This is a genomic window from Serratia ureilytica (assembly GCF_017309605.1).
GTDB classification, from domain to species: Bacteria; Pseudomonadota; Gammaproteobacteria; order Enterobacterales; family Enterobacteriaceae; genus Serratia; species Serratia ureilytica.
The window spans coordinates 3,306,286-3,327,757 of record NZ_CP071320.1 but is presented as its reverse complement, the minus strand read 5'-3'; the positions used below and the strand labels follow the sequence as shown (position 1 = coordinate 3,327,757).

Sequence of the window (21,472 nt, the reverse complement as noted above, 5' to 3'; positions counted from 1 at the left end):
TCATGCAACGAAAGAACCCCATGCTGTTGGGAAAGGCCTATGAACGTCATCAGCGACGCACTATTGGCCTGACGGTGTTGGCCGCGCTGATGGTGCCGCTGACGGCGGGCACGATGTTGATGCTGATGCCGCCGGCCCGCGCGGTGGATAACTGGGACGTTGAGGGGGCGAACGGCACGCTCCACGTCTACGGCGCGTTAACGGAAAGCGCCTGCAGCCTGGAAATGACCACCGCCCGCCAGGAGGTATGGCTGGGCGAGACGGGAACGGCGCACTTCCAGCGCCCGGGCGATCGCGGCACGCCGGTCGCCTTCGAGCTGACGCTGAAAGACTGCCTGCGGGCGCCGGCGAGCAACCGCGACGCCTGGACCGGGGTTCTGGCCTGGAGCGGTAGCCAGCCTGCGGTGTCCGTCGCGTTTTCCGCGCCGACGGATGACGACGCGCCGGGTCTGGTCAGGGTTGCCGGCGTCACCGGCTTGGGGCTGCAGTTGGCGGATGCCAGCGGCCTGCCGGTGCGCCTCGGCGCGCGTAACAAACCGATCTTGCTGACGCCGGGGCAAAACACCCTGACGTATACGGTGACGCCGGTGCGCACCCCAGCGACGCTAAGCGCCGGCGCCTACCGTGCGGCGATCGATTTCCGCCTTTATTACGACTAATACGCCGCTTGTGCCGGGGCGGCGCAAGCACAACCAAAGGGAGTGGCGTCATGTGCGCGACAGAGACGAACCGGCGCCGGAGCGCGCTGTTGGGGGCCGGCATGGTCATGGCGGCCGGCATGATGGCGCAGCCGGCGGCTGCGGCGGAAAACATGCGCTTTCACGGTACGCTGGTGGCCGAGCCGTGTGTCATACAACCGGGGGATGAGGACATCCAACTGGATTTCGGCACCATCGTCGACAAATACCTGTACCTGAACACCCGCACCCACAGCCAAACCTTCGCGTTGCACCTGACCGAGTGCGATCTCAGCCTGGGCAATACGGTGGCCATTACGTTTACCGGTACTGAGAACGCCAAACTGCCCGGCCTGTTGGCGTTGGATGGCGGCAGCCTGGCGTCGGGGATCGGCATCGGGCTGGAGGACAGCAGCGGCAAGGCGCTGCCGCTCAATCGCGCCAGCGATAAATTCCGTCTGAACGCCGGCAACACCACACTCACGCTGCAAGCCTATGTGCAGGGAGAGCCGGAAGCCATCCAGACGAAGTCCATCGGCCGCGGCACCTTCAGCGCGGTGGCCACCTTCACGTTGGAATACGAATAAGCGCCTACAAGGACAAGAAACGCAATGATGAGAAAGCACGTCAATCACGCCCTGCGCATGGGGATGCTGTGCCTGTTGGCGTTGAGCGCCGCCGCTTGCCAAAGCCAAAAGCCGGGCAAGCCTGCCGTGAACACCCAAAATCAGGCTGCGCAACCTCCGTCAGAAGAGGTGTTGCGCAAGCAACGTGAGGCCGAGCAACTGCGGCAGTGTCAGGAGCAACTGGGCGCGTTGCGCACGATCAACGAGAAACAGTATCAGCGCTACAAACAGGCGTTCGACAGCCTGATGAGCGGCGCTTCCCAGTACGCCAACCTGCGCGCCCGGGTAAACGGTGACACGCAGGAGACGGTGGATGCGCTGTATCGCTACAAGGTCAACTATCTGTGTGCCGGGGTGAATCAGGCGGTGTTGACCGGGCTGGCGGATCGCGGGGAGCAGGTTAAATGAGGCTGCGTCTGCTGGGCTGTGTCGCTTTGCTGTTCGCCGGCGTCGCGCAAGCGGACGACGGCGTGCCGGCGCTGCTGCAGTTTGCCGAGCAGTATCAACGGCAGAATATCGGTCCGGCGACCGAAAAAACGGCGCCGGACGACCGTGAGTCAGGGAAAAAAAAGCGTGAGCCGGCGAAGCGCCTGTCGGACAACAGCCAATCCACCTCACCGGCCAAAACGTTTACGCTGAGCCAGGAATTATTGGCGCGCGATCAACAGCTGGCGCGCCAGCGAATGGCGCTGACGGCGCTGCGCCAGGAGCTCGCCGCGCTGCGGGCGGAGAAAGCGGCGCCACCCGTCGCGGCGTTGCCGGACTCGTCAACGCTTCAACAGTGGATCGCCGGGCTGGGCGCCGCCTGGCGCGGTTCGCCCGACGTGCAGCGCGCCGAGGCGCTGTTGCGTCAGGCGACGCAGGAAACCGCCAAAAGCAGAGCGACGGCGGCGCAGGCCGAACGGCGCGTCACCGAACTTGAGTCTGCCGCGCAGGCATCGGCACAAACGCTTGCACAACGCCAACGCGAGCACCAGGAGGCGTTGCACGCTCTGCGCGCCGCGTTGGAAGAAAGCGAGCAGAAGCGGGCCGGTGAGCAGAAGGCGACTCAGCAGGCGCGCGAAGACCTGCTGGCGTTGCGTAAGCGGCTGCAATGGGAGATGACGCCGGAGCAGTTGAAGGATGAACGCAAGCGTTTGTCCTATGCGGCGGGCAGTGCGCTGGGGCGGGATATTCAGGGGTTGATGACGGAGCGTCAAAGCTGGGGCGTGCCGGTGGATCGCGACAGCCTGTTGGCGGGCGTTATCGACAGCGTGTCGGGACGTTTGCAGCTGTCGCCGCAGGAACTGAATACGTTGACGGCGCAGGCGGATGCCGCCGCCGTGGCCGCGCGTGAGAAACGCGTTAACCAGCAGCGGCGGCGCGATGACGATTACCTGACGCAGTTCAGTCAACAAAAGGGCGTAAAGCAGTCGGCGATGGGCTTCTGGTATCGGGTGGATTATGCCGGGGAGGGGGCGCTGGCGCCAACGGCGGTGGTCGATGTTGTGGTGAAAGAGAAGCTGACCGACGGCACGGTGATCCAGGATATGGATCTGAGCGGCAAGGTGCTGTCGCAACCGCTGTCCGAATACCCGCCGCTGTTCCGGGAGGCGATAAGTCATCTGCACAACCACGGCTCGTTGACGATGGTCGTGCCGCCGGCGCTGGCCTACGGTGAAACCGGCTACCCGCCGAAGGTGCCGCCCAACGCCACCATGGTTTATGAATTGCGCATCGACAACAGCCAGGCGCCGGCAAAGGGCGTCCAGGCGGTTAAACGGGAAGCCGACACGGCGGGAGGGCAGGGATGAACACGATGATAAAAATCGCGTTATTTGATGAGAATCGATACTTCAGCGCCGGTTGGCAAGAGGCTCTGGCGCTGCACTTCAGCACTTACGGCAAGCGCACGCTGTTAGTGGATGCGCGGCAGGCTCATGAAGCCGATCTGGTGTTCTGCTATTTTCCTCCCGGCGTGCAAAGCTGTTTTTGTCACCTCTCTGAGGCGCAGCCCGTGGGGCGTAAAACGCTGTATTTCTCGTTGCGAACGCCGGAGGGACGGCATAAACGCACCGTCGGTAACCGCTGCTCGCTGGAGGCCGGCGTCATCTACCACGATATGCCGTTGGTTTCGGCGCTGTATCAGGTGAGCGCCGAGCTGGAGCGGCGCAGCAAATGGTCGGGCCGACTGAGCTGTGGCAGGAACTGCGCATGCCAACACCGGGGCTTGACGTTGCGCGAACAAGAGATCATGCGCTGCATGACGCGGGAGATGGGAGTCACGCAAATCGCCCGGATGCTGGATATTAGCGTGAAGACGGTCAGCAATCACAAGATGAGCGTCATGCGTAAAATGGGATTCCGGCGTAATGCCGAACTTTACGGCTGGCTGCGGCACAGCGCTCGTCCCGGGGCTGTGGGGCTTCGTGCGGGCATTCAGCCCGGCATTGCGGCAGGAAAGGATCGCTATTGAAACGGCGCCGGCCAAGTCACACCGGCCGGCGCCTTAAGTGCCTCGCCGTGGCGATCAGTTGCAGGCCACGACCTTGATCGCCAGCCCGCCCTGTGAGGTTTCGCGGTATTTGGCGTTCATGTCTTTGCCGGTCTCGTACATGGTTTCGATCACCTTATCCAGACAAACCCGCGGTTCGCTGGTCCGGCGCATCGCCATGCGTGCGGCGTTGACCGCCTTAACGGCGGAAATGGCGTTGCGTTCGATGCACGGCACCTGAACCTGGCCGGCGAGCGGATCGCAGGTCAGCCCCAAATGGTGCTCCATGGCGATCTCCGCCGCGATGCACACCTGCGCCGGGCTGCCGCCGAGCAGCTCGGTCAACCCGGCCGCCGCCATTGAACAGGCCACGCCCACTTCCCCCTGACAACCGACTTCGGCGCCGGAGATCGAGGCGTTCATCTTGTACAGCGCGCCAATCACGCCGGACGCCAGGAAATAGCGGGTGTAGGAGTTGGCGTTCACCGGGCGGATGAACTTGTCGTAGTAGGCCAGCACCGCAGGGATGATGCCACACGCGCCGTTGGTCGGCGCGGTGACCACGCGGCCGCCGGCCGCGTTCTCTTCGTTGACCGCCAACGCGAACATGTTGATCCAATCGACCACGTTCATCGGATCGATATTGTTCTTGTCTCCGGTCACCAGAATGCGGCGCAGCGCGGCGGCGCGGCGCGGCACTTTCATCGGGCCGGGCAGCAGCCCTTCGGTGTTGATGCCGCGCTCGATACCGGCGCTCATCACCTGCCAGACATCGGCGAAATGCGCGTCGATATCCGCCTTGCTGCGCAGCGCCAGCTCGTTTTGCATCACCAGGCCGGACAAGGACAGCCCGGTCTCCTTGCAATGCTGCTGCAGATCGTGCGCTGATTTGAATGGATAGGGCACCGGCGTGGCGCCCTCGGCGGACTGGCCGAAGTGCTCTTCGTCGACGATAAAACCGCCGCCGATCGAGTAATAGGTTTTGCTGTGCAGCAGGCGTTCACCGGCGAAGGCGCGGATGCGCATGCCGTTTTCATGCAGCGGCAGGTTGTCGCTGTGGAAGTTCATGCCGCCGTGCAGCGGGAAATCCACCTCGTGGTGGCCGTTGGCCAGCGGCAGGCGGCCGCGTTGCTCAACGTCGCGAATAAAGCCCGGAATGCTGTCGATGTCCACATCGTGCGGCAGGTTGCCGGCCAGGCCCATGATGATGGCGATGTCGGTGTGGTGACCTTTACCGGTCAATGACAGCGAACCGTAGACGTCGACCACCACGCGGGTGGTGTCCTGCAACTGCTGGTGCGCGATCAGCTCGTCGACGAACTGTTTGCCGGCCTTCATCGGGCCAACGGTGTGGGAGCTGGATGGGCCGATGCCGATTTTGAAAATATCGAAAACGCTGACCATGGTCTCGCCTCCTTCTTCAGGTTTCAGGCGGTGAATACGGGAAATGGGGGAGTGCGGGAGGGCCGGCGCGCAAGCGGCGCCGGCCGGGCGTGATTAGCCGAGCAGGCTGAACACGATGGCAGAGATGGCGATCAGACCCATCACAACCACGAACACGTTGCTGATGTGGCCGCTGTACTTGCGCATGGCAGGCACTTTACGGATGGCGTACATCGGCATCAGGAACAGCAGCATGGCGATGATTGGGCCACCCAGGGTTTCGATCATGCCCAGGATGCTTGGGTTCAGGGTGGCGACGATCCAGGTGGTCACCAGCATGAAGATAGCGGTCATGCGGTTCAACTTGGCGGTGCTGACGGTTTTGCCGCGGCTCTTCATCGACTTGGCGACCAGGCCGTTGAAGCCTTCACGGGCGCCCAGGTAGTGGCCCAGGAACGATTTGGTGATGGCGACGAAGGCGATAACCGGCGCGATGTACTCGATCATCGGGTTGTTAAAGTGGTTGGCCAGGTAAGACAGAATCGAGATGTTCTGCGCCTTGGCTTCCGCCAGGTTTTCCGGCGTCAGGCTCAGCACGCAGCTGAACACGAAGAACATCACGGTCAGCACCATCATGATGTGTGCATAAGCCAGAATGCGGGAGCATTTCTTCTCGGCGTCTGCGCCGTACTCTTCGCGTTTGGCGACGGCGAAGGCGGAGATGATCGGCGAGTGGTTGAAGGAGAACACCATCACCGGGATTGCCAGCCACAGGGTCATGATCAGGCCGTGACCCATGCCGGTACCGCTGCCGGACAGCGACACGTTTTCGAAGATGGCGCCGGTCCAGTTAGGGATCAGGTATACCGCCAGCAGCATCAGCACCGCCACGAACGGGAAGACCAGGATGCTCATGGTTTTCACGATGGCCTGCTCACCGAAGCGCACGATGGTCATCAGGCCGACGATCAGGATCAGCGACAGGATGGCGCGCGGCGGCGACGTCATGCCCAACTGGTGGGTAATGAAGCTGTCGACGGTGTTGGTGATCGCCACGCTGTAAACCAACAGAATCGGGTAGATGGCGAAGAAGTACAGCAGAGTAATCAGTTTACCGGCGGTGATGCCGAAGTGCTCTTCTACCACGGCGGTGATGTCTTCACCGGGATTTTTACCGGACAGAACGAAACGGCACAGGCCGCGGTGGGCAAAGAAGGTCATCGGGAAAGCGATGATGGCCATGATGATCAAAGGAATCAAACCGCCGATGCCGGCGTTGATTGGCAAGAACAGGACGCCTGCGCCGATGGCGGTGCCGTACAGGCCCAACATCCACATGGTATCCGTTTTACGCCAGGTAGTGCTGGAACCCGAAGCCGCAGAGGCAATTGTGCCGGTCTGTGTAGTGTCCATAAATATCTCCGAAGTGAACACGAATTTAAAATTAAAAGGCAAAACTTAAGGTTAAACCGTCAAACGTCCTATTCAGGCAACGCTTGCGGTAAGAATCAGGTGTTGCTTGCGGGGATGTTTTGGCGTCCCCCTGGTTGTTTATTGTGTTCATTACCACAGGCACAGCGCCGGGTAATTCACCAAAGACTTTTCACCGCCACGGGGTGATAAAAGTCGTTACCGCTGCCGACAGGTCTTTGCCTGTCGATTTTTGTTGGCGGCAAGATAACGATTTACAGTAGAAACAACCGTGATCCTGCTCTCAAATGCGTAATGTGTGCAGTTATCTGCTTTTTCATCGATTTTTCGCGCATTTGTTGCACATTTGTGTAAGATTTTGTGCTGAGAACGCTCTCATAAAAATTTTTGCGATTATGCGGCTTGTACAATAATCAGCCGGATAAAGCGCTGTGCTCAGCAGCAAGCCGAGCAATATATTTTATGCGTGGTTTTGGATCTAGCTAAAAACCCGGATTAAGCAGTTTTAGTGACGTAGATCACATTGTATTTTTAAGTCAAATGAGTTGTATTTATTTGTTTTTAAAGGGGTTTCATTGAAAATCGCCGCTAGTAACGAAGGGAAATTACTTACGTGGTTAGCGGATAAAAATGCGTAACCATTCATCATATAAATAACAGATAGCTAACAGGTATTGGCGAGATTTGCTGCAATAGCCTAACCGGCCGTTTATTTAAACATCCCGGTCTTTGGCGCGATTTATCATATAAAAGCCATAAATAGTCGTTAATTCATCCAGCTGAAAGCAGGTTTGACCAGAGAGAAAATAATCACTCGGGTGACCTGTTGCATTTTATTAACCTGATGTTGCGTGAGGATAAGCGAAAAATGCGTATCGATTGCGCATTATTTGTTCATCTCGGGCTGTGGGAAAAGAGAGATTTCAGCGGCGCGCCGTCGCTTCCGACGGCGCTGAAGGGGGATCAATAGCGGGTAGCGATGGCGTTATCGTTGAAGAACGCCATGAAGTCGGCGTCCGGCTGGCGATCGGTGATCACCCGATCGAACTGCGTCAGCGGGCCGATACAGGCCGGCTTGATTTTGCCGAACTTGCTGTGATCCGCCACCAGGATCTTTTGCTGCGCCATCGCCATTGCGCGATGCTTCATCTCCAGCTCGTCGAAGTTGAAGCAGGTGGCGCCGTGCCGCAGGCTGAGACCGGCGGCGGAGATAAAGGCGATGTTCGGGCAGATGTGATCGAGCTCATTGCGGCCGCCGACGCTGGAAAAGATGTAGTTGTTCGGTTTGAACTCGCCGCCGCACAGGATCACCTTGCAATTCGGTTTGTCTTGCAGCGCCAGGAAGGTGTTCAGCGAATGGCACACGGCGGTGAAGGTCAGTTCGTCGGCAATGGCGTCGATGATCGTCGGGGTGGTGGTCCCGCAGTCGAAAAACACCGTGTCGTTTTCATTGATCAACGGCGCCGCCAGCAGGCCGATGCGCCGTTTCTCCATGACCTGTTTGGCTTTTTGATCGGAAACGAAGTAGTTGGTCACGCCGTTGCTGCGCGGATCGGTCACCACATAGCCGCCGAGCAGCACCACCGCCGCCGGCTCGGCGCTCAGATCGCGGCGAATGGTCATCTCCGAGACCCCCAGCAGCGCGGCGGCTTCTTTCAGGTGGATCTTGTCAGCGCGTTTTAACGCCTGAACTAACCGGTTGATACGTTCTTCGCGCCGCGTTTCCATAGATCCGTCTTCCCACAGGTAGTAGAGGTAAAAAAGCGTGCCGCCGTTTCCGGCGCTAAACACAACGATGCGGGGCAATATCGGGCCGCATCGGCCGCCCGTATTGTCCCGCATCGGAGTGTATTGGCTGCGCCCGTCAAGGCGCGCCGACGATCAGTAGCTGCCAGCCGCCGCCTGCGCGCCGGATACGATGGCAACGCCGGAGCTGGTGCCGATACGCGTGGCGCCGGCTTTGATCATCTTCTCGGCGGTGGCGCGATCGCGCACGGCGCCGGAAGCTTTCACGCCCATTTCGCTGCCCACCGTCTCGCGCATCAGTTTGACGTGCTCTTCCCGAGCGCCGCCGGTGCTGAAGCCGGTGGAGGTTTTAACGAAGGCGACATCGAGTTCGCGACACATTTCACAAACCTGGACGATCTGCGCATCGCTGAGCAGGCAGGTTTCCAATATTACCTTCAACGGGATCGCCGCGCAAACCTCGCGCACGGCGGCGATGTCGGCTTTCACTTCGTCCAGCAGGCCGCTTTTCAGCCAGCCGACGTTGATCACCATATCGATCTCTTGCGCGCCGGCGGCGATCGCCGCTTTGGCTTCAAAGGCTTTGGCGACGGTCAGGCCGGCGCCCAGCGGGAAACCGATCACCGAGCAGACTTTCACGGTGCTTTCCTGCAGCAGCTGGGCTGCCAACGGCACGTAGCCGGAGTTGACGCACACCGCATAGAAGTTGTGCTGCTGGGCTTCTTCGCACAGTTTGGCGATCTGCATTTCGGTGGCGTCCATGGCCAGCAGGGTGTGGTCGACATAGCGGGCGTAATCGATGTTTTCGGAGGTCATCGCGGTTCCTTAATGAAGTTGAGAAAAGAGCGTTGATAGAGGATGTGAAAATAATAACATTACAATGCGGGTAAACCTAGCGGGATTTGAAAAATGTCGACGAGATCATAGTTATCTCACTGTTATATGTATAACTTAGGGGAGGTTTATTTGTTATTTAAATAACATTTTCAGCGGCCGCTCGCGGCCTGCGCGGGCGAAATGTCGAGGGAAAACGATGAAAATCAACATTGATCTGGTTCCTGCCGCGTTCGGGGCGCATCGGCAGGCGCTGTTCCGCAATGCGGATTTCGCGGTGAGCGCCCATCGCTGCGCAGAGCGCGGGCCAATGCTGACGCTGGCGAATCGGCGCGGGGCACTGACGGTCTTGCCGTATCAGGGCCTGGCGATTTGGGATGCTGAATTTGACGGTTACTCATTGAAATCGGGCCGCCGCAGCGGGCGGGGCGCTGGAAGAAAGCGCGATGATGTCGCCGCGTTCTGCCCCGCCTGGCCGAGTCACGACGACGCATCGCTCCAGATGCAACGCGTGTGGCTGCAGCTGGCGGGCGACGAGCTGACGTTGCAGGGCGAAGGCGAGCGGTTGGGCGAGGGATGGCGCATCGGCCCGGCGCTGCGCTTGGCGGCGCAGAGCGCGCAGTTCGCCATTGAGATGAAAGTCACCAATCTGGCCGATCGGCCGCAGCCGCTGCGCTATGTGTGCCGCCTCAACTACGATTGCATTCCCGACGCGGTATTCCGCCAAAACTTGCCGACGCCGGCGCTGTTGGGGGAGGCGCTCGGGCAGGAACTGCTGTGTTCCGAGGATCTGTCTCGCTACGTGGACCGAGCCGAATTCTTTATGCTGGCGCCGCAAGGCCGGCGCTATGTAACGCGTTTCGCCACCGGGCAATTCAACTATGGTCTCCGGCGCATCGCCGTTCAGGGCAACCGGCAGTTGCTTTCCTTTATCCAGCCGGCAAACTGCCGCCCGAATGCGCCAGAGGGTGAGGGAGTGATGCTGGGAGCGGGAAAAACGCGGGCGTTCTGCGTGACCACCGGCGTGGTGTGAAATAAGCAGGGGCGGTAACGCCCCTGTCATGTTGTGCAGTTACTCTTTCACCCAACCGCGGCGAATGGCGAAGGCGAACAGGAAACGATACAGGCGCGACAGCCTGTCGGCGATGACATCGCCGAACAGATTCCACACCAGTTGGGCGAACAGGCAGCCCACCAGGCCGAGCAGGAAACCGCCGACCATATCCAGCGGCCAGTGCACGCCGAGGTAAACGCGTGACCAGGCGATGCCGACGGCGACGATCATCAGCAGCACGCCGGACCAAACGCGGTGCCAGAACAGGAACGCCAGCGCGAAGGTAAAGATGGCGGTGCCGTGATCGCTCGGGAACGAGCTGTCCGGCGCGTGTGGCAGGAAGGTATAACCGACGCCGGCGACGAACGGGCGCTCATGCGGCAGCAGCGCGCCAATAGCGGAAGCGGCAAGCATGGCGAACAGCAGCGCGATAGTGGTTTTCGCTACCACCTGGCGTTGCGAAACCAGCTGGCTTTGCGGCCCCCACAGCCAAAGACCGACGATCAGCAACGGCACGATGATGATCAGATCGCGCGCCAAAAAGGTGGCGAAATCGATCATCCATTCAGGAGACGCCGGAGTCGCATTGATCCAGGCGAAAAGAAAATGGTTCAACTGTTCCATAACCGTTACCTCGTCTTGCGGCGCCAATAGCCGCTAACCGTCCAATAAATAGCCAACTGGCTTAACCAAACCCACCAACCCGCCCACAGGTTATGGGTAAGAAAATGTGCGCCGCGCATGATCTGACCAAAGCCCATCACCATGCCAAGCGCGATGCCGCCGCACCAACACCACCAGGCGAGGCGCGGACGCTGCGGATAAAACAGGAAAAACAACGCCATCACCGCGAAACCGCTCGAGGCGTGCCCGCCGGGGAAACAGCGGCCGGGGCCCGGCAGCGCCGGTACCGCGCCGAATAGCGGGAAAGACATCGCTTTGCCGCCGTACTCAATCAGATCCCACGGGCAGGAGTGCGCGCTGGTGGCTTTGAGAATGCCCACCACCAGCGGGCCGATGCCAATCAGCAGCATGGTCACGATCAGGCGCGCGCTGCGGCGATAGATGCCCCAAAACAGCGTCAGCACCGCCCCTACGATCACTATCTGCTTCAACAGGCGGTGATTGATCAGATCCAGCCAATAATTGTTTTGCCACGGGAAATGCCCGCTGGCGGCATCGTACCAATAGTTGCTGATCGCCCAATCCAGCTGTTCGTTGCGGGAGAGCCACAGAAACGCCAGACCGCTGATCAGCAGGCCAAAAACCTGCCAACGGTAAAAGGATGTCGACAGGGAGTAAAGGGCGGTTGTCTTAATTTGCGGTGTCGTTGAGGATTGATTTAATGACGATTCTGGATTCACGCGCAGGCTCGGTGACAGGATTGAATGACGTCACTGTAATAATTCTGTCTTAAGAAAACCTTAGTCCGCCGGCAAGAAAACCCTATCTGATACACCCGCTTGTGCGAAGGTAATCGCTTGTTTTTCTCGTCTTAACCCGAGGGTGTGCTGGCTAATTGCTCCGCTTAACGGTTTATATCAGGCGATTGTCACTATTGATTGCCTATTGTAAAGAAGATTAAACCTGTGGCGGGCTTGGCGGTAGTGTATTAGTTTATAGTCGGATTATTTGACAAAGTGTAGGGATAAAACATGAACAAGGCATCCGTTGTATTTTCCGGCCTGCTGATGGCCGTTTCCGCTGGCGCTATGGCGGCGACCTCTGGCGATGACGCAGACATGAGCAAACAGCCGCTGGAAAAAGTCGCGCCTTACCCGAAAGCCGAGAAGGGCATGAATCGCCAGGTGATCTACCTGCCGAAGCAAGAGCACGAAGAGAACTACAAGGTAGAACTGCTGATCGGCAAGACGTTGGAAGTGGACTGCAACCGCCATATGATTGGCGGCACGCTGGAGACCAAAACCCTGTCCGGCTGGGGTTACGACTACCTGGTGCTGGAGAAGCTGTCTGAACCGGCCTCGACCATGATGGCCTGCCCGGACAATACCAAGACCAAGAAATTCATCGCCGCCAACCTGGGCGACGCCGCGATGCAGCGCTACAACAGCCGCCTGCCGATCGTGGTGTATGCGCCGAAAGACGCGGAAGTGAAATACCGCATCTGGAAAGCCGAAGACACCGTAAGCCAGGCTGAGCAGAAATAACCGCCGCCTGACGCCGCTCCGCTGGCCATTCCCGGTTGGCGGAGCCTTTCTCCTTCCTGTCTCCTTATCATTCCCGCATCTTTGACACTCGACTGATTGCTTTCGGACGTGGCTTTTAGGCGCGACATGGCAACGAAATACGCAAGTCAATACCTCTTCACAAGTGCACAGGAAGCACGCAGCTGCATGGATGGAAGAGGATGCGTGCGTATAGAAATAGAGCAAAGAAATCTTTACTGAAGTGTGATAATTTTGCGCATGCCCTATTAATGGAATGACACAGAAGATAAGGATATCCAATGCGTTATCGTTCGCTAACGCTCGACGAGCCCCGTAACAGCCGCACACCTGGCGAGTTGCTTGATGATGGTGCGCCTGTGCCGACCACGGAACCCTGCGAGTGGGCAGGCACCGTATGAAACTGATTCATTTCTCCTCTGAACACACGGCGCCGGAAAGCTTTTCCAGGATACTTAACCCGACAGCAGCGCGGCATGAGCTGGAACGGCATTATTTGTTCGGCGGCGCGGCCGGCATATCGATAAGCAGCCGGTATCCGATCACCCGCAATACTCAATCCGGGATTGGCGTCACCGGTTATCGTGAGGACGTGGCTATGAAGCGCAGCGTACTCGATGAGATCAACCGGGGCGGCTTGCTGGCGATTGATCAGGGAATGGGCACCTGGACGCCGACGAAATATGCCTTTTACGTCGACGCGGAAGGCCGATTACAGCGCTACCCAGGCAGCTCTCTTCCCGCCTTTTATCCTACCGGGCGCGTGATCGCCCGCTATGAAGAAATGGTCAGCCGCTATGGCCACCGGGCAAAACCGACGGTGCTGCCGGCGAGGCAGAATACGACCCGGAATCCCCCTCTGCAACAAGCCATCGCGACCGCAGTGGCAACCGTTGCCGCCACGGTGCAGGCCATCCGCCCAATGACCAAGGCAGAACGCTGGCAAGAACGCCAGTACCTGATAGGGCGAGGCAACCGCAGCATTTACCCGGATGCGCGCATGGCGGCACAGCGCCTGGCGGAGAACAACGTCGCGGTCGAAAAGGCGAAGTTGGCTGAGAATGTCTATAAGACCACTAACCCGCTCAAGGACACGATAGACATCCCTGAAGGCTGGAAGGATATCAGTAACAATGATGGGGCGCTGGGTAAACTCGGTTTAAGCAAAGATATGCTCTATGACGATGAGGATACGCCGGGCTTTCTGGCTCGGGTTTATCAGCCTGATGAGAAGGTCTTTGGCAAAGCGATGAACCCGACGGTGGTGTTCCGCGGATCGCGTGCGCCCGAGTTCCCGGAGGGAATAAGCAAGGCTGCCCAGAAAGCGTTATTGAACGGCGATTTGTCAGGGATTAAAAACCTGAGTGACTGGTCAAATAACGGCGCTCAGGGGTTGGGGTTTAATTCTGAATACTATAAACAAGCCGTTATAATTGGCGATAAAATTTCGAAAGTATCAAATATTGACGTTGCGGGTCATTCATTAGGAGGCGGTATGGCCTCTGCGACCTCCATAGCCAGCGGCAAACCGGCTTGGACGTTTAATGCAGCAGGTCTGAATGCGGGAACCGTCGAAAAATACGGTGGCTCTATAATAGGCAGCGCCGATAATATTCAGGCGTATCGCGTAAAAGGGGAGCTGTTGACCAAGCTGCAGGAGGTTGATTTGTGGGAAGATGCCAAAGACCTTAAATTTTATCCCCCGGCGGTGATGGCGAAAGAGCGGTTGTCCATGTTGGCGCCTGACGCCGTGGGAGTAAAGCACACGCTTCCCGGTGGAACAGGTTCACTGCTGGATAAGCACGGTATAGACCAGGCGATACAATGCATTGAAAATGAGAAAGACGATGACATTGCCACAATCAAGGGACGAATATGAAAAAAATCATACTCATTATCACGATGCTAGTGTCTATGCTCATCATTCAGGGGTGCAAACAAGGTATGGATTTACAACCGCAGGATTATTTTGAAGGGACGCAGCTGGACATCGCCAACATCATCTACGAGGGTGACAGGCAAAAGCTGGATAAGGTTTTACCGACGGTAAGCAAAGAAACGTTAAATCGACCGGGCAAGGCGGAGATGACGTTGCTATTCTGGGCGATAAATAACGCTATCTTTGACAAGAACACGCCAGAGCGGCTTAAGATAATTACAGATCTGGTTAAGGCAGGAGCAGACCCACTGCAGCCAAGGCCGGAAGGGAGAAGTAGTCCCGCTGAATTTGTTATGAAAGCAGATAAGGGAATCTGGATAAAATCCATGTTAGATGGGGGGCTATCTCCTAATGCAAAAGATAAAGTCAACAATAAGCCAATTATATTTAAAAGTATTCTTGCGAAGAACACAGAGACATTAGAGGTCATGTTGGATTATGGCGCTGATATAAATATAAGAAATTCACTGGGTGATACGCTGCTCATCGATGCTTTAGATTATCACTCCTATGACCACGTCATTCTTCTATTAGAAAAAGGCGCCGATAGCGATATAAGGGGCAACTCGGGTTGGACGATGGGCAATCAACTGCAACGGCTGATTAATAGAAGTCCGGACGGCAGTGAGGCGAAAGCGTCTCTTGAGCGCATCAAAGACGAGCTAATTAAGCGTGGTGGGAAATGGCCACCTCTCCCTGTCAGTAAATAAGCCGTTCTCAGTATCCAAGGGCATAGAGGGATGCTGATACGGTGAAAAAGCAAAGTTGAACCGTGGTTACGCTTAAAATGGAGATGGCATGAGGCACAGCGCTCTTATCATTATCATGTTGCTGTCGATGCTCATGATGCAGGGATGCGAACAAGGTAGGGATCTACAGCCACAAGATTATTTTGAAGGGACGCAGCTGGACATCGCCAATATCATCTACGAGGGTGACAGACAAAAGCTGGATAAGGTTTTATCGACGGTGAGCAAAGAAACGTTAAATCGACCGGCCAAGGCGGAGATGACGTTGTTATTCTGGGCGATAAATAACGCTATCTTTGACAAGAACACGCCAGAGCGGCTCAAGATCATTACGGATTTGGTCAAGGTGGGGGCAGATCCACTGCAGCCAAGAACTGAGGGGGGGAGTAGCCCAGCTGAATTTGTTATGAAGGCGAATAAAGGCGTATGGATACAAGCTATGTTAGAGGGCGGGCTCTCTCCAAATGCTAAGGATAAGGTTCATAATCAACCCATTATATTCAATAGCATCTTTGCAAAAAATACAGAGACATTAGAGGTCATGTTGGAGCATGGCGCTGATATAAATATAAGAAATTCATTGGGTGATACGCTGCTCATCGATGCTTTAGATTATCACTCCTATGACCACGTCATTCTTCTATTAGAAAAAGGCGCCGATAGTGATATAAGAGGCAACTCGGGTTGGACGATGGGCAATCAACTGCAACGGCTGATTAATAGAAGCCCGGACGGTAGTGAGGCGAAAGCGTCTCTTGAGCGTATCAAAGACGAGCTAATTAAGCGTGGTGGGAAATGGCCACCTCTCCCTGTCAGTCAATAAGCCGTTCTCAGTATTCAAGGGCATAGAGGGATGCTGATACGGTGAAAAAGCAAAGTTGAACCGTGGTTACGCTTAAAATGGAGATGGCATGAGGCACAGGGCTCTTATCATTATCATGTTGCTGTCGATGCTCATGATGCAGGGATGCGAACAAGGTAGGGATCTACAGCCACAAGATTATTTTGAAGGGACGCAGCTGGACATCGCCAATATCATCTACGAGGGTGACAGAAAAAAGCTGGATAAGGTTTTATCGACGGTGAGCAAAGAAACGTTAAATCGACCGGCCAAGGCGGAGATGACGTTGTTATTCTGGGCGATAAATAACGCTATCTTTGACAAGAACACGCCAGAGCGGCTCAATATCATTACGGATTTGGTCAAGGTGGGGGCAGATCCACTGCAGCCAAGAACTGAGGGGGGGAGTAGCCCAGCTGAATTTGTTATGAAGGCGAATAACGGCGTATGGATACAAGCTATGTTAGAGGGCGGGCTCTCTCCAAATGCCAGAGATAAGGTTCATAATCAACCCATTATATTTGAAAGTTTTGATGCGGCGAACACAGAAACATTAAAGATGTTAATTGCATACCAAGTTGATGTTAATATCAAAGGGGCTATGAACAAAACGCCATTAATTAATGCGCTGTATAACAGTTGCCCAGAACACATTGAGGTTCTGTTGGCTCATGGAGCTAATCCATTAGCCAAAGATGATTTTAATGACAGCTTCCTCTCGCTGATTTCTGCGGAAATAGCTAAAGGAGATAAGAGCAATGCGTATATAAAGAAACTAATTAAAATTAAAGAAAAAATAAAACAGGTGAATTAGATAGTCTCGACTATCATGGGGGACAATGCTGGTCTTCTTCCAGTGCAGTAACATGACGTTATGATATACAGGAAGATGATGGAATGAGCCACCAAAGAGCACCCAGCCGACGGCGACGAGAGTGCTGTTGTTAAGTCCCGTTTGTGACGCCATCTCTTTGAACAGTGGCGAACCCACAAGCAGCGTTTCTATGTTGAAACCTGCACATTGATAGGGAGGCTGGCGTAAGCGACGCTCAGAGATAGGATGCTTTATGCCTGACGACGAGGCCGCGACAGCAGGTGTTGCGGGCTGCTTCAGGCAACAAAAAACCCGATAATCTTGAACCTAAAAGGCGGGATTATCGGGCTCCACAAAATGGGGACATCAAAGAAAAGCAGTGGCACTAATTCAGACTGCGGCCCCCAACGAAAGTTCTGGCCGGCGACAAAAAAATCAAAATATTTTTATCGCCGATCCATCTCTCCCGCTAATCGATCAGCCGAGTATGCCCGGCCATAGCACCACGATGAGTGAACCCGCCAGCGTTAACAGCACGTTAGCGATGGCGTAGGTGCCGGCGTAACCCAGCGCCGGGATGTTGCTGCGCGCGGTATCGCTGATGATCTCCATCGCCGGTGCGCAGGTGCGGGCGCCCATAATCGCGCCGAACAGCAGGGCGCGGTTCATGCGCAGCACGTAGGCACCGAACAGGAAGCAGATAATCACCGGCACCAGGCTGACGATCAGCCCGGCGATCAGCATCTGGCCGCCGACCGCGCCCAGGCTGTGGCCGATGCCGGCGCCGGCGCTCAGGCCTACGCCCGCCATAAACACCATCAGGCCGAACTCTTTCACCATGTTCAGCGCCCCCTGCGGAATGTAGCCGAAGGTCGGGTGGTTGGCGCGCAGGAAGCCGAGCATAATGCCGGACATCAGCAGGCCGGCGGCGTTGCCGATGCCGAACGAGAAGTTGCTGAACTGTATGGTGATCTGGCCGATCAAAAGGCCGATGATGAAGAAGGCGCAGAACGCCAGCAGATCGGTCACCTGGCTGTGAATCGAGATAAAGCCAATTTTCTCCGCCACGCTCTTCACCCGGCGCGCGTCGCCGCTCACCTGCAGCACGTCGCCTTTGTTGAGCACGATGCTGTCGTCGATCGGCATTTCGATCTGGCTGCGGATCACGCGGTTGAGGAAGCAGCCGTGGTCGGTCAGCTTCAGCTGGCTCAGGCGTTTGTTCACTGCGTTGCTGTTCTTCACCACGATCTCTTCGGTCACGATGCGCATGTCGAGCAGATCGCGATCGAACACTTCCTTACCGTTGCGGAAGCTCGGATCCAGCCGCGCGTGGGCGTCCGGGTAGCCGACCAGCGAGATCTCATCGCCCACCTGCAGCACCGCGTCACCGTCCGGGTTGGCCAGAATGCCGTTGCGGCGGATGCGTTCGATGTAGCAGCCGGTCTGGCGGTAGATGCCCAGCTCGCGCAGGTTCTTGCCGTCGGCCCAGGCCACCAGCTCGGGGCCGACGCGGTAGGCGCGGATCACCGGCAGGTAGACCTTGCGCTGGCTGTCGGTGTCCAGGCCGCGTTCACGAGCGATTTGCTGGGCGGAGGTGGACAGATCCTGGTGCTGCAGCTTCGGCAGGTAGCGCGCGCCAAAAATCAGGCTGACCAGACCGATCAGGTAGGTGAGGGCATAGCCGAGGCTCAGATGATCCTGCGCCGCCAGCAGCGCCGGGCCGTTGACGATGGTGTTGCGCAGCGTATCGCCGGCCCCCACCAGCACCGGCGTGGAGGTCATCGAGCCGGCCAGCATGCCTGCGGTCAGGCCGATGTCCCAGTGGAACAGCTTGCCGAGACCGATGGCGATCACCATCGCCGAACCGACCATCACCAGCGCCAGCATCAGGTAATTTTTGCCGTCGCGGAAGAAAATCGAGAAAAAGTTAGGCCCGGCTTCCACCCCGACGCAGAAAATAAACAGCATGAAGCCGAGATTCAGCGCCTCGGTGTTAATGGCGAAGTGTTGCTGGCCGAGCAACAGGGAAACCACCAAAACGCCAATGGAATTACCGAGTTGGACGGAGCCCAGACGGAGTTTACCGAGGCACAGCCCCAGCGCGAGTACCACGAACAGTAACAGAATGTAGTTACCGTTTAACAAACTAGCGACGTTTATGTTCACGGAGGATAACTTATTGTTTACCAGTAAGTGCTTGATATAGATAACTATAAGAGATAAATTCAGCCTTAAAACGACGTCATAAATCACCACCAGCAGAAAGCGAAGCGAACCATCGTTCGGCGGCGTTCATTCTAGACGCTATGACCGATGACAGCCAGCACAGAAAGCTGATTTCCTGCGCCGCCGTGCGCATTTAACTCTCTTTTGACCAAGGAAAAAATTCGGTTCAGCGTCACCTCACGGGTGGCCGGGCTGATTTCTATTGATGCGGTAATTGGGCGGGGGAGAATTCGCATGACGAGTTATCGATATTGGCTGGGCATTCTCAGCTGTTTTCTGTTGTTCAACCTGGTGTTTCTCGGCCAGCAAACCGGCCTGTTCGGCAGCACGGATCATGAGCACCACGGGGAAACCGGCCTGCTGCTGTTTGTGATCCCCGGCGCGATCGCCAGCTATCTGTCGAGCCGCAAGCGGCTGCTGTGTCCGCTGCTGGGGGCGCTTTATGCCTTGCCGCTCTGCCTGCTGATCCGTCACTTCTGGCTGACGCCGTCCTATTCGTTCTGGCAGGAGCTGGCTTATGCCACCAGTGCGGTGTTCTGGTGCGTGTTCGGCGCGATGCTGATGCTGTTCGCCCTCGGTCTGTTGCACACGCTCCAGCAGCTGCATCGGCGGCAGCGGCAATAAAAAAAGGCGCGTTAAGCGCCTTTTTTTGTCGTTCAAAAACTTACTGGAACAGGTTCAGGTGTTCTTTAGCGTAAGCTTCGAAATCGGTGCAACCGCCGATGTGCTTCTCGTCCAGGAAGATCTGCGGCACGGTTTCAACCGGTTTACCGACGGTTTTTTCCAGATCGGCCTTGGTGATGCCTTCCGCGTGGATGTCAACGTAACGGAAGTTGAAATCGTCGCGTTCTTCAGTCAGTTTTTCCGCCAGTTCTTTAGCGCGGACACAATAAGGACAGCCAGGACGCCCGAAGATTACTGCAAACATGCAACGCTCCTTAATTGGATTTTCAAAAAATTGTTCGCTACCGCAACGACATCCCGTCACCGAAAAAGTCATTACCTGCGTCAGATGGCGCCTACTATGCCCGTTGAGGCGGTGAAAAAAAAGCAGGAATTACCTGTTAATCTGATTCATGCAACCAATTAGTCTGCCGGGGCTGTCGTCGTCGACGGGAATTCACTACACTGGGGGCAGACCTTCTGGAGAAGAAAAATATGCGTTCATTCGGTGACTTACCGCGCCCAGTGCTGGTGTTGGAAGGGCTGGGCATCGTGATGCTGGTATTGGCCTACCTCAGCATTCACGGGCACCTGCAGCTGCCGGGCTGGCTGGCGTCGCAGCAGGCGGCGGTCGGCATGATTTTCCTCGGCGTGGCGCTGATGGTGCCGGCGGCGGCGTTTCTGGTATGGCGCGTGGTGCAGGGGTTCGGGCCGCTGATGCGCGGCGGCCTGCCGCCGGAAAACGATCGCCGCAAGCCGCAAGATACGGACGTATCGAAAAATCATCAGGACAGCGATCCGCGCGCCTGAGCGCCGCGGCCGCTAACCCGCCTGCGGGGCAGGCGTTGGCCTTTTTGGGGTGACGAGTGAAAATTGCCATTCTTTCTCGCGACGGATCGCTCTATTCGTGCAAGCGGCTGCGTGAAGCGGCGGAAGATCGCGGGCACAGCATCGATATCATCGATCCGCTTTCCTGTTATATGAACATCAACCCGGCGGCGCCGACCATTCACTATCGCGGCCGTCAGTTGGAGCGTTATGACGCGGTGATCCCGCGCATCGGTTCCGCCATCACCTTTTACGGCACCGCGGTGCTGCGCCAATTCGAGCTGCTTGGCAGCTACCCGCTCAACGAATCCGTGGCCATTACCCGCGCCCGCGACAAGCTGCGTTCGCTGCAACTGTTGGCCCGGCAGGGTATCGATCTGCCGATCACCGGTTTCGCCCATTCACCGGACGATACCGGCGATCTGATCGAACTGGTCGGCGGCGCGCCGCTGGTGGTCAAGCTGGTGGAAGGCACGCAGGGCATCGGGGTGGTGCTGGCGGAAACTCGCCAGGCGGCGGAAAGCGTGATCGACGCCTTTCGCGGCCTGAACGCCCATATTCTGGTGCAGGAGTACGTGCGCGAAGCGCAGGGCCGCGACGTGCGCTGCCTGGTGGTGGGCGGCCGGGTGGTGGCCGCCATCGAGCGGCAGGCGAAGCCCGGCGAGTTTCGTTCCAACCTGCACCGTGGCGGCAGCGCCCGCAAAGTGACCATCACCGCCAGGGAGCGGGCGATTGCGGTCAAAGCGGCGAACACGCTGGGGCTGGACGTCGCCGGGGTGGATATCCTGCGCGCCGAGCGCGGCCCGCTGGTGATGGAGGTCAACGCCTCACCGGGGCTGGAAGGGGTGGAAACCACTACCGGGCTGGACATTGCCGGCATGATGATCGAATACATCGAGCAGCGCGGCCGGCCGGGGTTCCGCCTGAAATCGGGCGGCTGACGGTACGCGCGTTGCGCTTTTCCCGCCGAGCAATATCTTAATTAGTGAATTAAGCCGCATT

Annotated in this window: 22 protein-coding genes; 14 read left to right on the top strand and 8 right to left on the bottom strand. The window is 57.1% G+C overall.

Annotated features, from left to right (window positions below):
• The first annotated feature begins 20 nt into the window (after positions 1–20).
• Genes J0X03_RS15620 through J0X03_RS15600 form a run of 5 tightly spaced genes read left to right on the top strand, consistent with a single transcriptional unit; the run spans position 21 to position 3,758 of the window.
• On the top strand, positions 21–659 hold the full coding sequence (locus J0X03_RS15620; protein ID WP_053088499.1) for a fimbrial protein: 639 nt from the start codon (positions 21–23) through the stop codon (positions 657–659).
• Between the two features lie 50 nt (positions 660–709).
• Positions 710–1,264: a fimbrial protein gene (locus J0X03_RS15615; protein ID WP_160204139.1), complete on the top strand. Its 555-nt coding sequence runs from the start codon at positions 710–712 to the stop codon at positions 1,262–1,264.
• Positions 1,265–1,288: 24 nt separating this feature from the next.
• Entirely contained in the window at positions 1,289–1,711 is a 423-nt protein-coding gene (locus tag J0X03_RS15610; protein ID WP_046686746.1) for a hypothetical protein, read from the top strand.
• Positions 1,708–3,096, top strand: coding sequence for an FKBP-type peptidyl-prolyl cis-trans isomerase N-terminal domain-containing protein (locus J0X03_RS15605; RefSeq protein WP_033642505.1), 1,389 nt, complete (start codon positions 1,708–1,710; stop codon positions 3,094–3,096). The genes J0X03_RS15610 and J0X03_RS15605 overlap by 4 nt, the downstream gene beginning before the upstream one ends.
• Positions 3,093–3,758: a response regulator transcription factor gene (locus J0X03_RS15600; RefSeq protein ID WP_033642506.1), complete on the top strand. Its 666-nt coding sequence runs from the start codon at positions 3,093–3,095 to the stop codon at positions 3,756–3,758. The genes J0X03_RS15605 and J0X03_RS15600 overlap by 4 nt, the downstream gene beginning before the upstream one ends.
• Positions 3,759–3,812: 54 nt before the next feature.
• Here J0X03_RS15600 and J0X03_RS15595 read toward each other — a convergent pair whose 3' ends face one another.
• The 4 genes from J0X03_RS15595 to deoC form a co-directional block, all read right to left on the bottom strand.
• A complete protein-coding gene (locus J0X03_RS15595) occupies positions 3,813–5,180 on the bottom strand; it encodes an L-serine ammonia-lyase (RefSeq protein WP_033642507.1) in 1,368 nt (455 codons plus the stop codon).
• A 93-nt stretch (positions 5,181–5,273) separates the two neighbouring features.
• Positions 5,274–6,572, bottom strand: a complete 1,299-nt coding sequence (locus J0X03_RS15590; protein ID WP_033650641.1) for an HAAAP family serine/threonine permease — start codon at positions 6,570–6,572, stop codon at positions 5,274–5,276.
• 981 nt (positions 6,573–7,553) lie between these two features.
• Complete coding sequence (gene deoR, locus J0X03_RS15585) at positions 7,554–8,318, bottom strand: DNA-binding transcriptional repressor DeoR (RefSeq protein ID WP_033642509.1); 765 nt, start codon at positions 8,316–8,318, stop codon at positions 7,554–7,556.
• A 153-nt stretch (positions 8,319–8,471) separates the two neighbouring features.
• Positions 8,472–9,152 (bottom strand): deoxyribose-phosphate aldolase, encoded by a 681-nt coding sequence (gene deoC, locus J0X03_RS15580; RefSeq protein WP_033642510.1) that lies wholly within the window; start codon positions 9,150–9,152, stop codon positions 8,472–8,474.
• A 217-nt stretch (positions 9,153–9,369) separates the two neighbouring features.
• On the opposite strand from deoC, the gene J0X03_RS15575 reads away from it, so the two are divergent.
• Positions 9,370–10,203: an aldose epimerase family protein gene (locus J0X03_RS15575; RefSeq protein WP_160204140.1), complete on the top strand. Its 834-nt coding sequence runs from the start codon at positions 9,370–9,372 to the stop codon at positions 10,201–10,203.
• A 39-nt stretch (positions 10,204–10,242) separates the two neighbouring features.
• Here J0X03_RS15575 and ybjG read toward each other — a convergent pair whose 3' ends face one another.
• Positions 10,243–10,848: an undecaprenyl-diphosphate phosphatase gene (ybjG, locus tag J0X03_RS15570; protein ID WP_033642512.1), complete on the bottom strand. Its 606-nt coding sequence runs from the start codon at positions 10,846–10,848 to the stop codon at positions 10,243–10,245.
• Positions 10,849–10,853: 5 nt separating this feature from the next.
• Entirely contained in the window at positions 10,854–11,588 is a 735-nt protein-coding gene (locus J0X03_RS15565) for a phosphatase PAP2 family protein (RefSeq protein WP_033642513.1), read from the bottom strand.
• A gap of 291 nt (positions 11,589–11,879) precedes the next feature.
• On the opposite strand from J0X03_RS15565, the gene eco reads away from it, so the two are divergent.
• From eco to J0X03_RS15540, 5 genes are all read left to right on the top strand, one after another.
• Entirely contained in the window at positions 11,880–12,392 is a 513-nt protein-coding gene (gene eco, locus J0X03_RS15560; protein ID WP_033642514.1) for a serine protease inhibitor ecotin, read from the top strand.
• A gap of 415 nt (positions 12,393–12,807) precedes the next feature.
• A complete protein-coding gene (locus J0X03_RS15555; protein ID WP_089196838.1) occupies positions 12,808–14,289 on the top strand; it encodes a Tle-like phospholipase domain-containing protein in 1,482 nt (493 codons plus the stop codon).
• Entirely contained in the window at positions 14,286–15,059 is a 774-nt protein-coding gene (locus tag J0X03_RS15550; RefSeq protein WP_046686750.1) for an ankyrin repeat domain-containing protein, read from the top strand. Before J0X03_RS15555 ends, J0X03_RS15550 begins: the two co-directional genes overlap by 4 nt.
• Before the next feature lie 88 nt (positions 15,060–15,147).
• Positions 15,148–15,921, top strand: coding sequence for an ankyrin repeat domain-containing protein (locus tag J0X03_RS15545; protein ID WP_033642517.1), 774 nt, complete (start codon positions 15,148–15,150; stop codon positions 15,919–15,921).
• Positions 15,922–16,009: 88 nt separating this feature from the next.
• Positions 16,010–16,753: an ankyrin repeat domain-containing protein gene (locus J0X03_RS15540; protein ID WP_096242099.1), complete on the top strand. Its 744-nt coding sequence runs from the start codon at positions 16,010–16,012 to the stop codon at positions 16,751–16,753.
• A 477-nt stretch (positions 16,754–17,230) separates the two neighbouring features.
• Here J0X03_RS15540 and J0X03_RS15535 read toward each other — a convergent pair whose 3' ends face one another.
• Complete coding sequence (locus tag J0X03_RS15535; protein WP_004938680.1) at positions 17,231–18,919, bottom strand: aspartate:alanine antiporter; 1,689 nt, start codon at positions 18,917–18,919, stop codon at positions 17,231–17,233.
• A 294-nt stretch (positions 18,920–19,213) separates the two neighbouring features.
• Between J0X03_RS15535 and J0X03_RS15530 the strand changes: the two genes are divergently transcribed.
• Positions 19,214–19,603, top strand: a complete 390-nt coding sequence (locus tag J0X03_RS15530) for an inner membrane protein YbjM (RefSeq protein ID WP_033642521.1) — start codon at positions 19,214–19,216, stop codon at positions 19,601–19,603.
• Between the two features lie 40 nt (positions 19,604–19,643).
• On the opposite strand, the gene J0X03_RS15525 is transcribed toward J0X03_RS15530, so the two are convergent.
• Positions 19,644–19,907, bottom strand: a complete 264-nt coding sequence (locus J0X03_RS15525; protein WP_004938676.1) for a GrxA family glutaredoxin — start codon at positions 19,905–19,907, stop codon at positions 19,644–19,646.
• 230 nt (positions 19,908–20,137) lie between these two features.
• Between J0X03_RS15525 and J0X03_RS15520 the strand changes: the two genes are divergently transcribed.
• Together J0X03_RS15520 and rimK are read left to right on the top strand one after the other, a co-directional pair.
• Positions 20,138–20,452, top strand: coding sequence for a YbjC family protein (locus J0X03_RS15520; RefSeq protein WP_042784084.1), 315 nt, complete (start codon positions 20,138–20,140; stop codon positions 20,450–20,452).
• A gap of 56 nt (positions 20,453–20,508) precedes the next feature.
• Complete coding sequence (gene rimK, locus J0X03_RS15515; RefSeq protein ID WP_033642523.1) at positions 20,509–21,411, top strand: 30S ribosomal protein S6--L-glutamate ligase; 903 nt, start codon at positions 20,509–20,511, stop codon at positions 21,409–21,411.
• Positions 21,412–21,472 lie beyond the last annotated feature (61 nt).

Excerpts from the sequence above, each read along its gene's own strand:
- J0X03_RS15620 (WP_053088499.1), top strand. The coding sequence starts at position 21 with ATGCTGTTGGGAAAGGCCTATGAACGTCATCAGCGACGCACTATTGGC.
- J0X03_RS15615 (WP_160204139.1), top strand. The coding sequence starts at position 710 with ATGTGCGCGACAGAGACGAACCGGCGCCGGAGCGCGCTGTTGGGGGCC.
- J0X03_RS15610 (WP_046686746.1), top strand. The coding sequence starts at position 1,289 with ATGATGAGAAAGCACGTCAATCACGCCCTGCGCATGGGGATGCTGTGC.
- J0X03_RS15605 (WP_033642505.1), top strand. The coding sequence starts at position 1,708 with ATGAGGCTGCGTCTGCTGGGCTGTGTCGCTTTGCTGTTCGCCGGCGTC.
- J0X03_RS15600 (WP_033642506.1), top strand. The coding sequence starts at position 3,093 with ATGAACACGATGATAAAAATCGCGTTATTTGATGAGAATCGATACTTC.
- J0X03_RS15595 (WP_033642507.1), bottom strand. The coding sequence starts at position 5,180 with ATGGTCAGCGTTTTCGATATTTTCAAAATCGGCATCGGCCCATCCAGC.
- J0X03_RS15590 (WP_033650641.1), bottom strand. The coding sequence starts at position 6,572 with ATGGACACTACACAGACCGGCACAATTGCCTCTGCGGCTTCGGGTTCC.
- deoR (WP_033642509.1), bottom strand. The coding sequence starts at position 8,318 with ATGGAAACGCGGCGCGAAGAACGTATCAACCGGTTAGTTCAGGCGTTA.
- deoC (WP_033642510.1), bottom strand. The coding sequence starts at position 9,152 with ATGACCTCCGAAAACATCGATTACGCCCGCTATGTCGACCACACCCTG.
- J0X03_RS15575 (WP_160204140.1), top strand. The coding sequence starts at position 9,370 with ATGAAAATCAACATTGATCTGGTTCCTGCCGCGTTCGGGGCGCATCGG.
- ybjG (WP_033642512.1), bottom strand. The coding sequence starts at position 10,848 with ATGGAACAGTTGAACCATTTTCTTTTCGCCTGGATCAATGCGACTCCG.
- eco (WP_033642514.1), top strand. The coding sequence starts at position 11,880 with ATGAACAAGGCATCCGTTGTATTTTCCGGCCTGCTGATGGCCGTTTCC.
- J0X03_RS15555 (WP_089196838.1), top strand. The coding sequence starts at position 12,808 with ATGAAACTGATTCATTTCTCCTCTGAACACACGGCGCCGGAAAGCTTT.
- J0X03_RS15550 (WP_046686750.1), top strand. The coding sequence starts at position 14,286 with ATGAAAAAAATCATACTCATTATCACGATGCTAGTGTCTATGCTCATC.
- J0X03_RS15545 (WP_033642517.1), top strand. The coding sequence starts at position 15,148 with ATGAGGCACAGCGCTCTTATCATTATCATGTTGCTGTCGATGCTCATG.
- J0X03_RS15540 (WP_096242099.1), top strand. The coding sequence starts at position 16,010 with ATGAGGCACAGGGCTCTTATCATTATCATGTTGCTGTCGATGCTCATG.
- J0X03_RS15530 (WP_033642521.1), top strand. The coding sequence starts at position 19,214 with ATGACGAGTTATCGATATTGGCTGGGCATTCTCAGCTGTTTTCTGTTG.
- J0X03_RS15525 (WP_004938676.1), bottom strand. The coding sequence starts at position 19,907 with ATGTTTGCAGTAATCTTCGGGCGTCCTGGCTGTCCTTATTGTGTCCGC.
- J0X03_RS15520 (WP_042784084.1), top strand. The coding sequence starts at position 20,138 with ATGCGTTCATTCGGTGACTTACCGCGCCCAGTGCTGGTGTTGGAAGGG.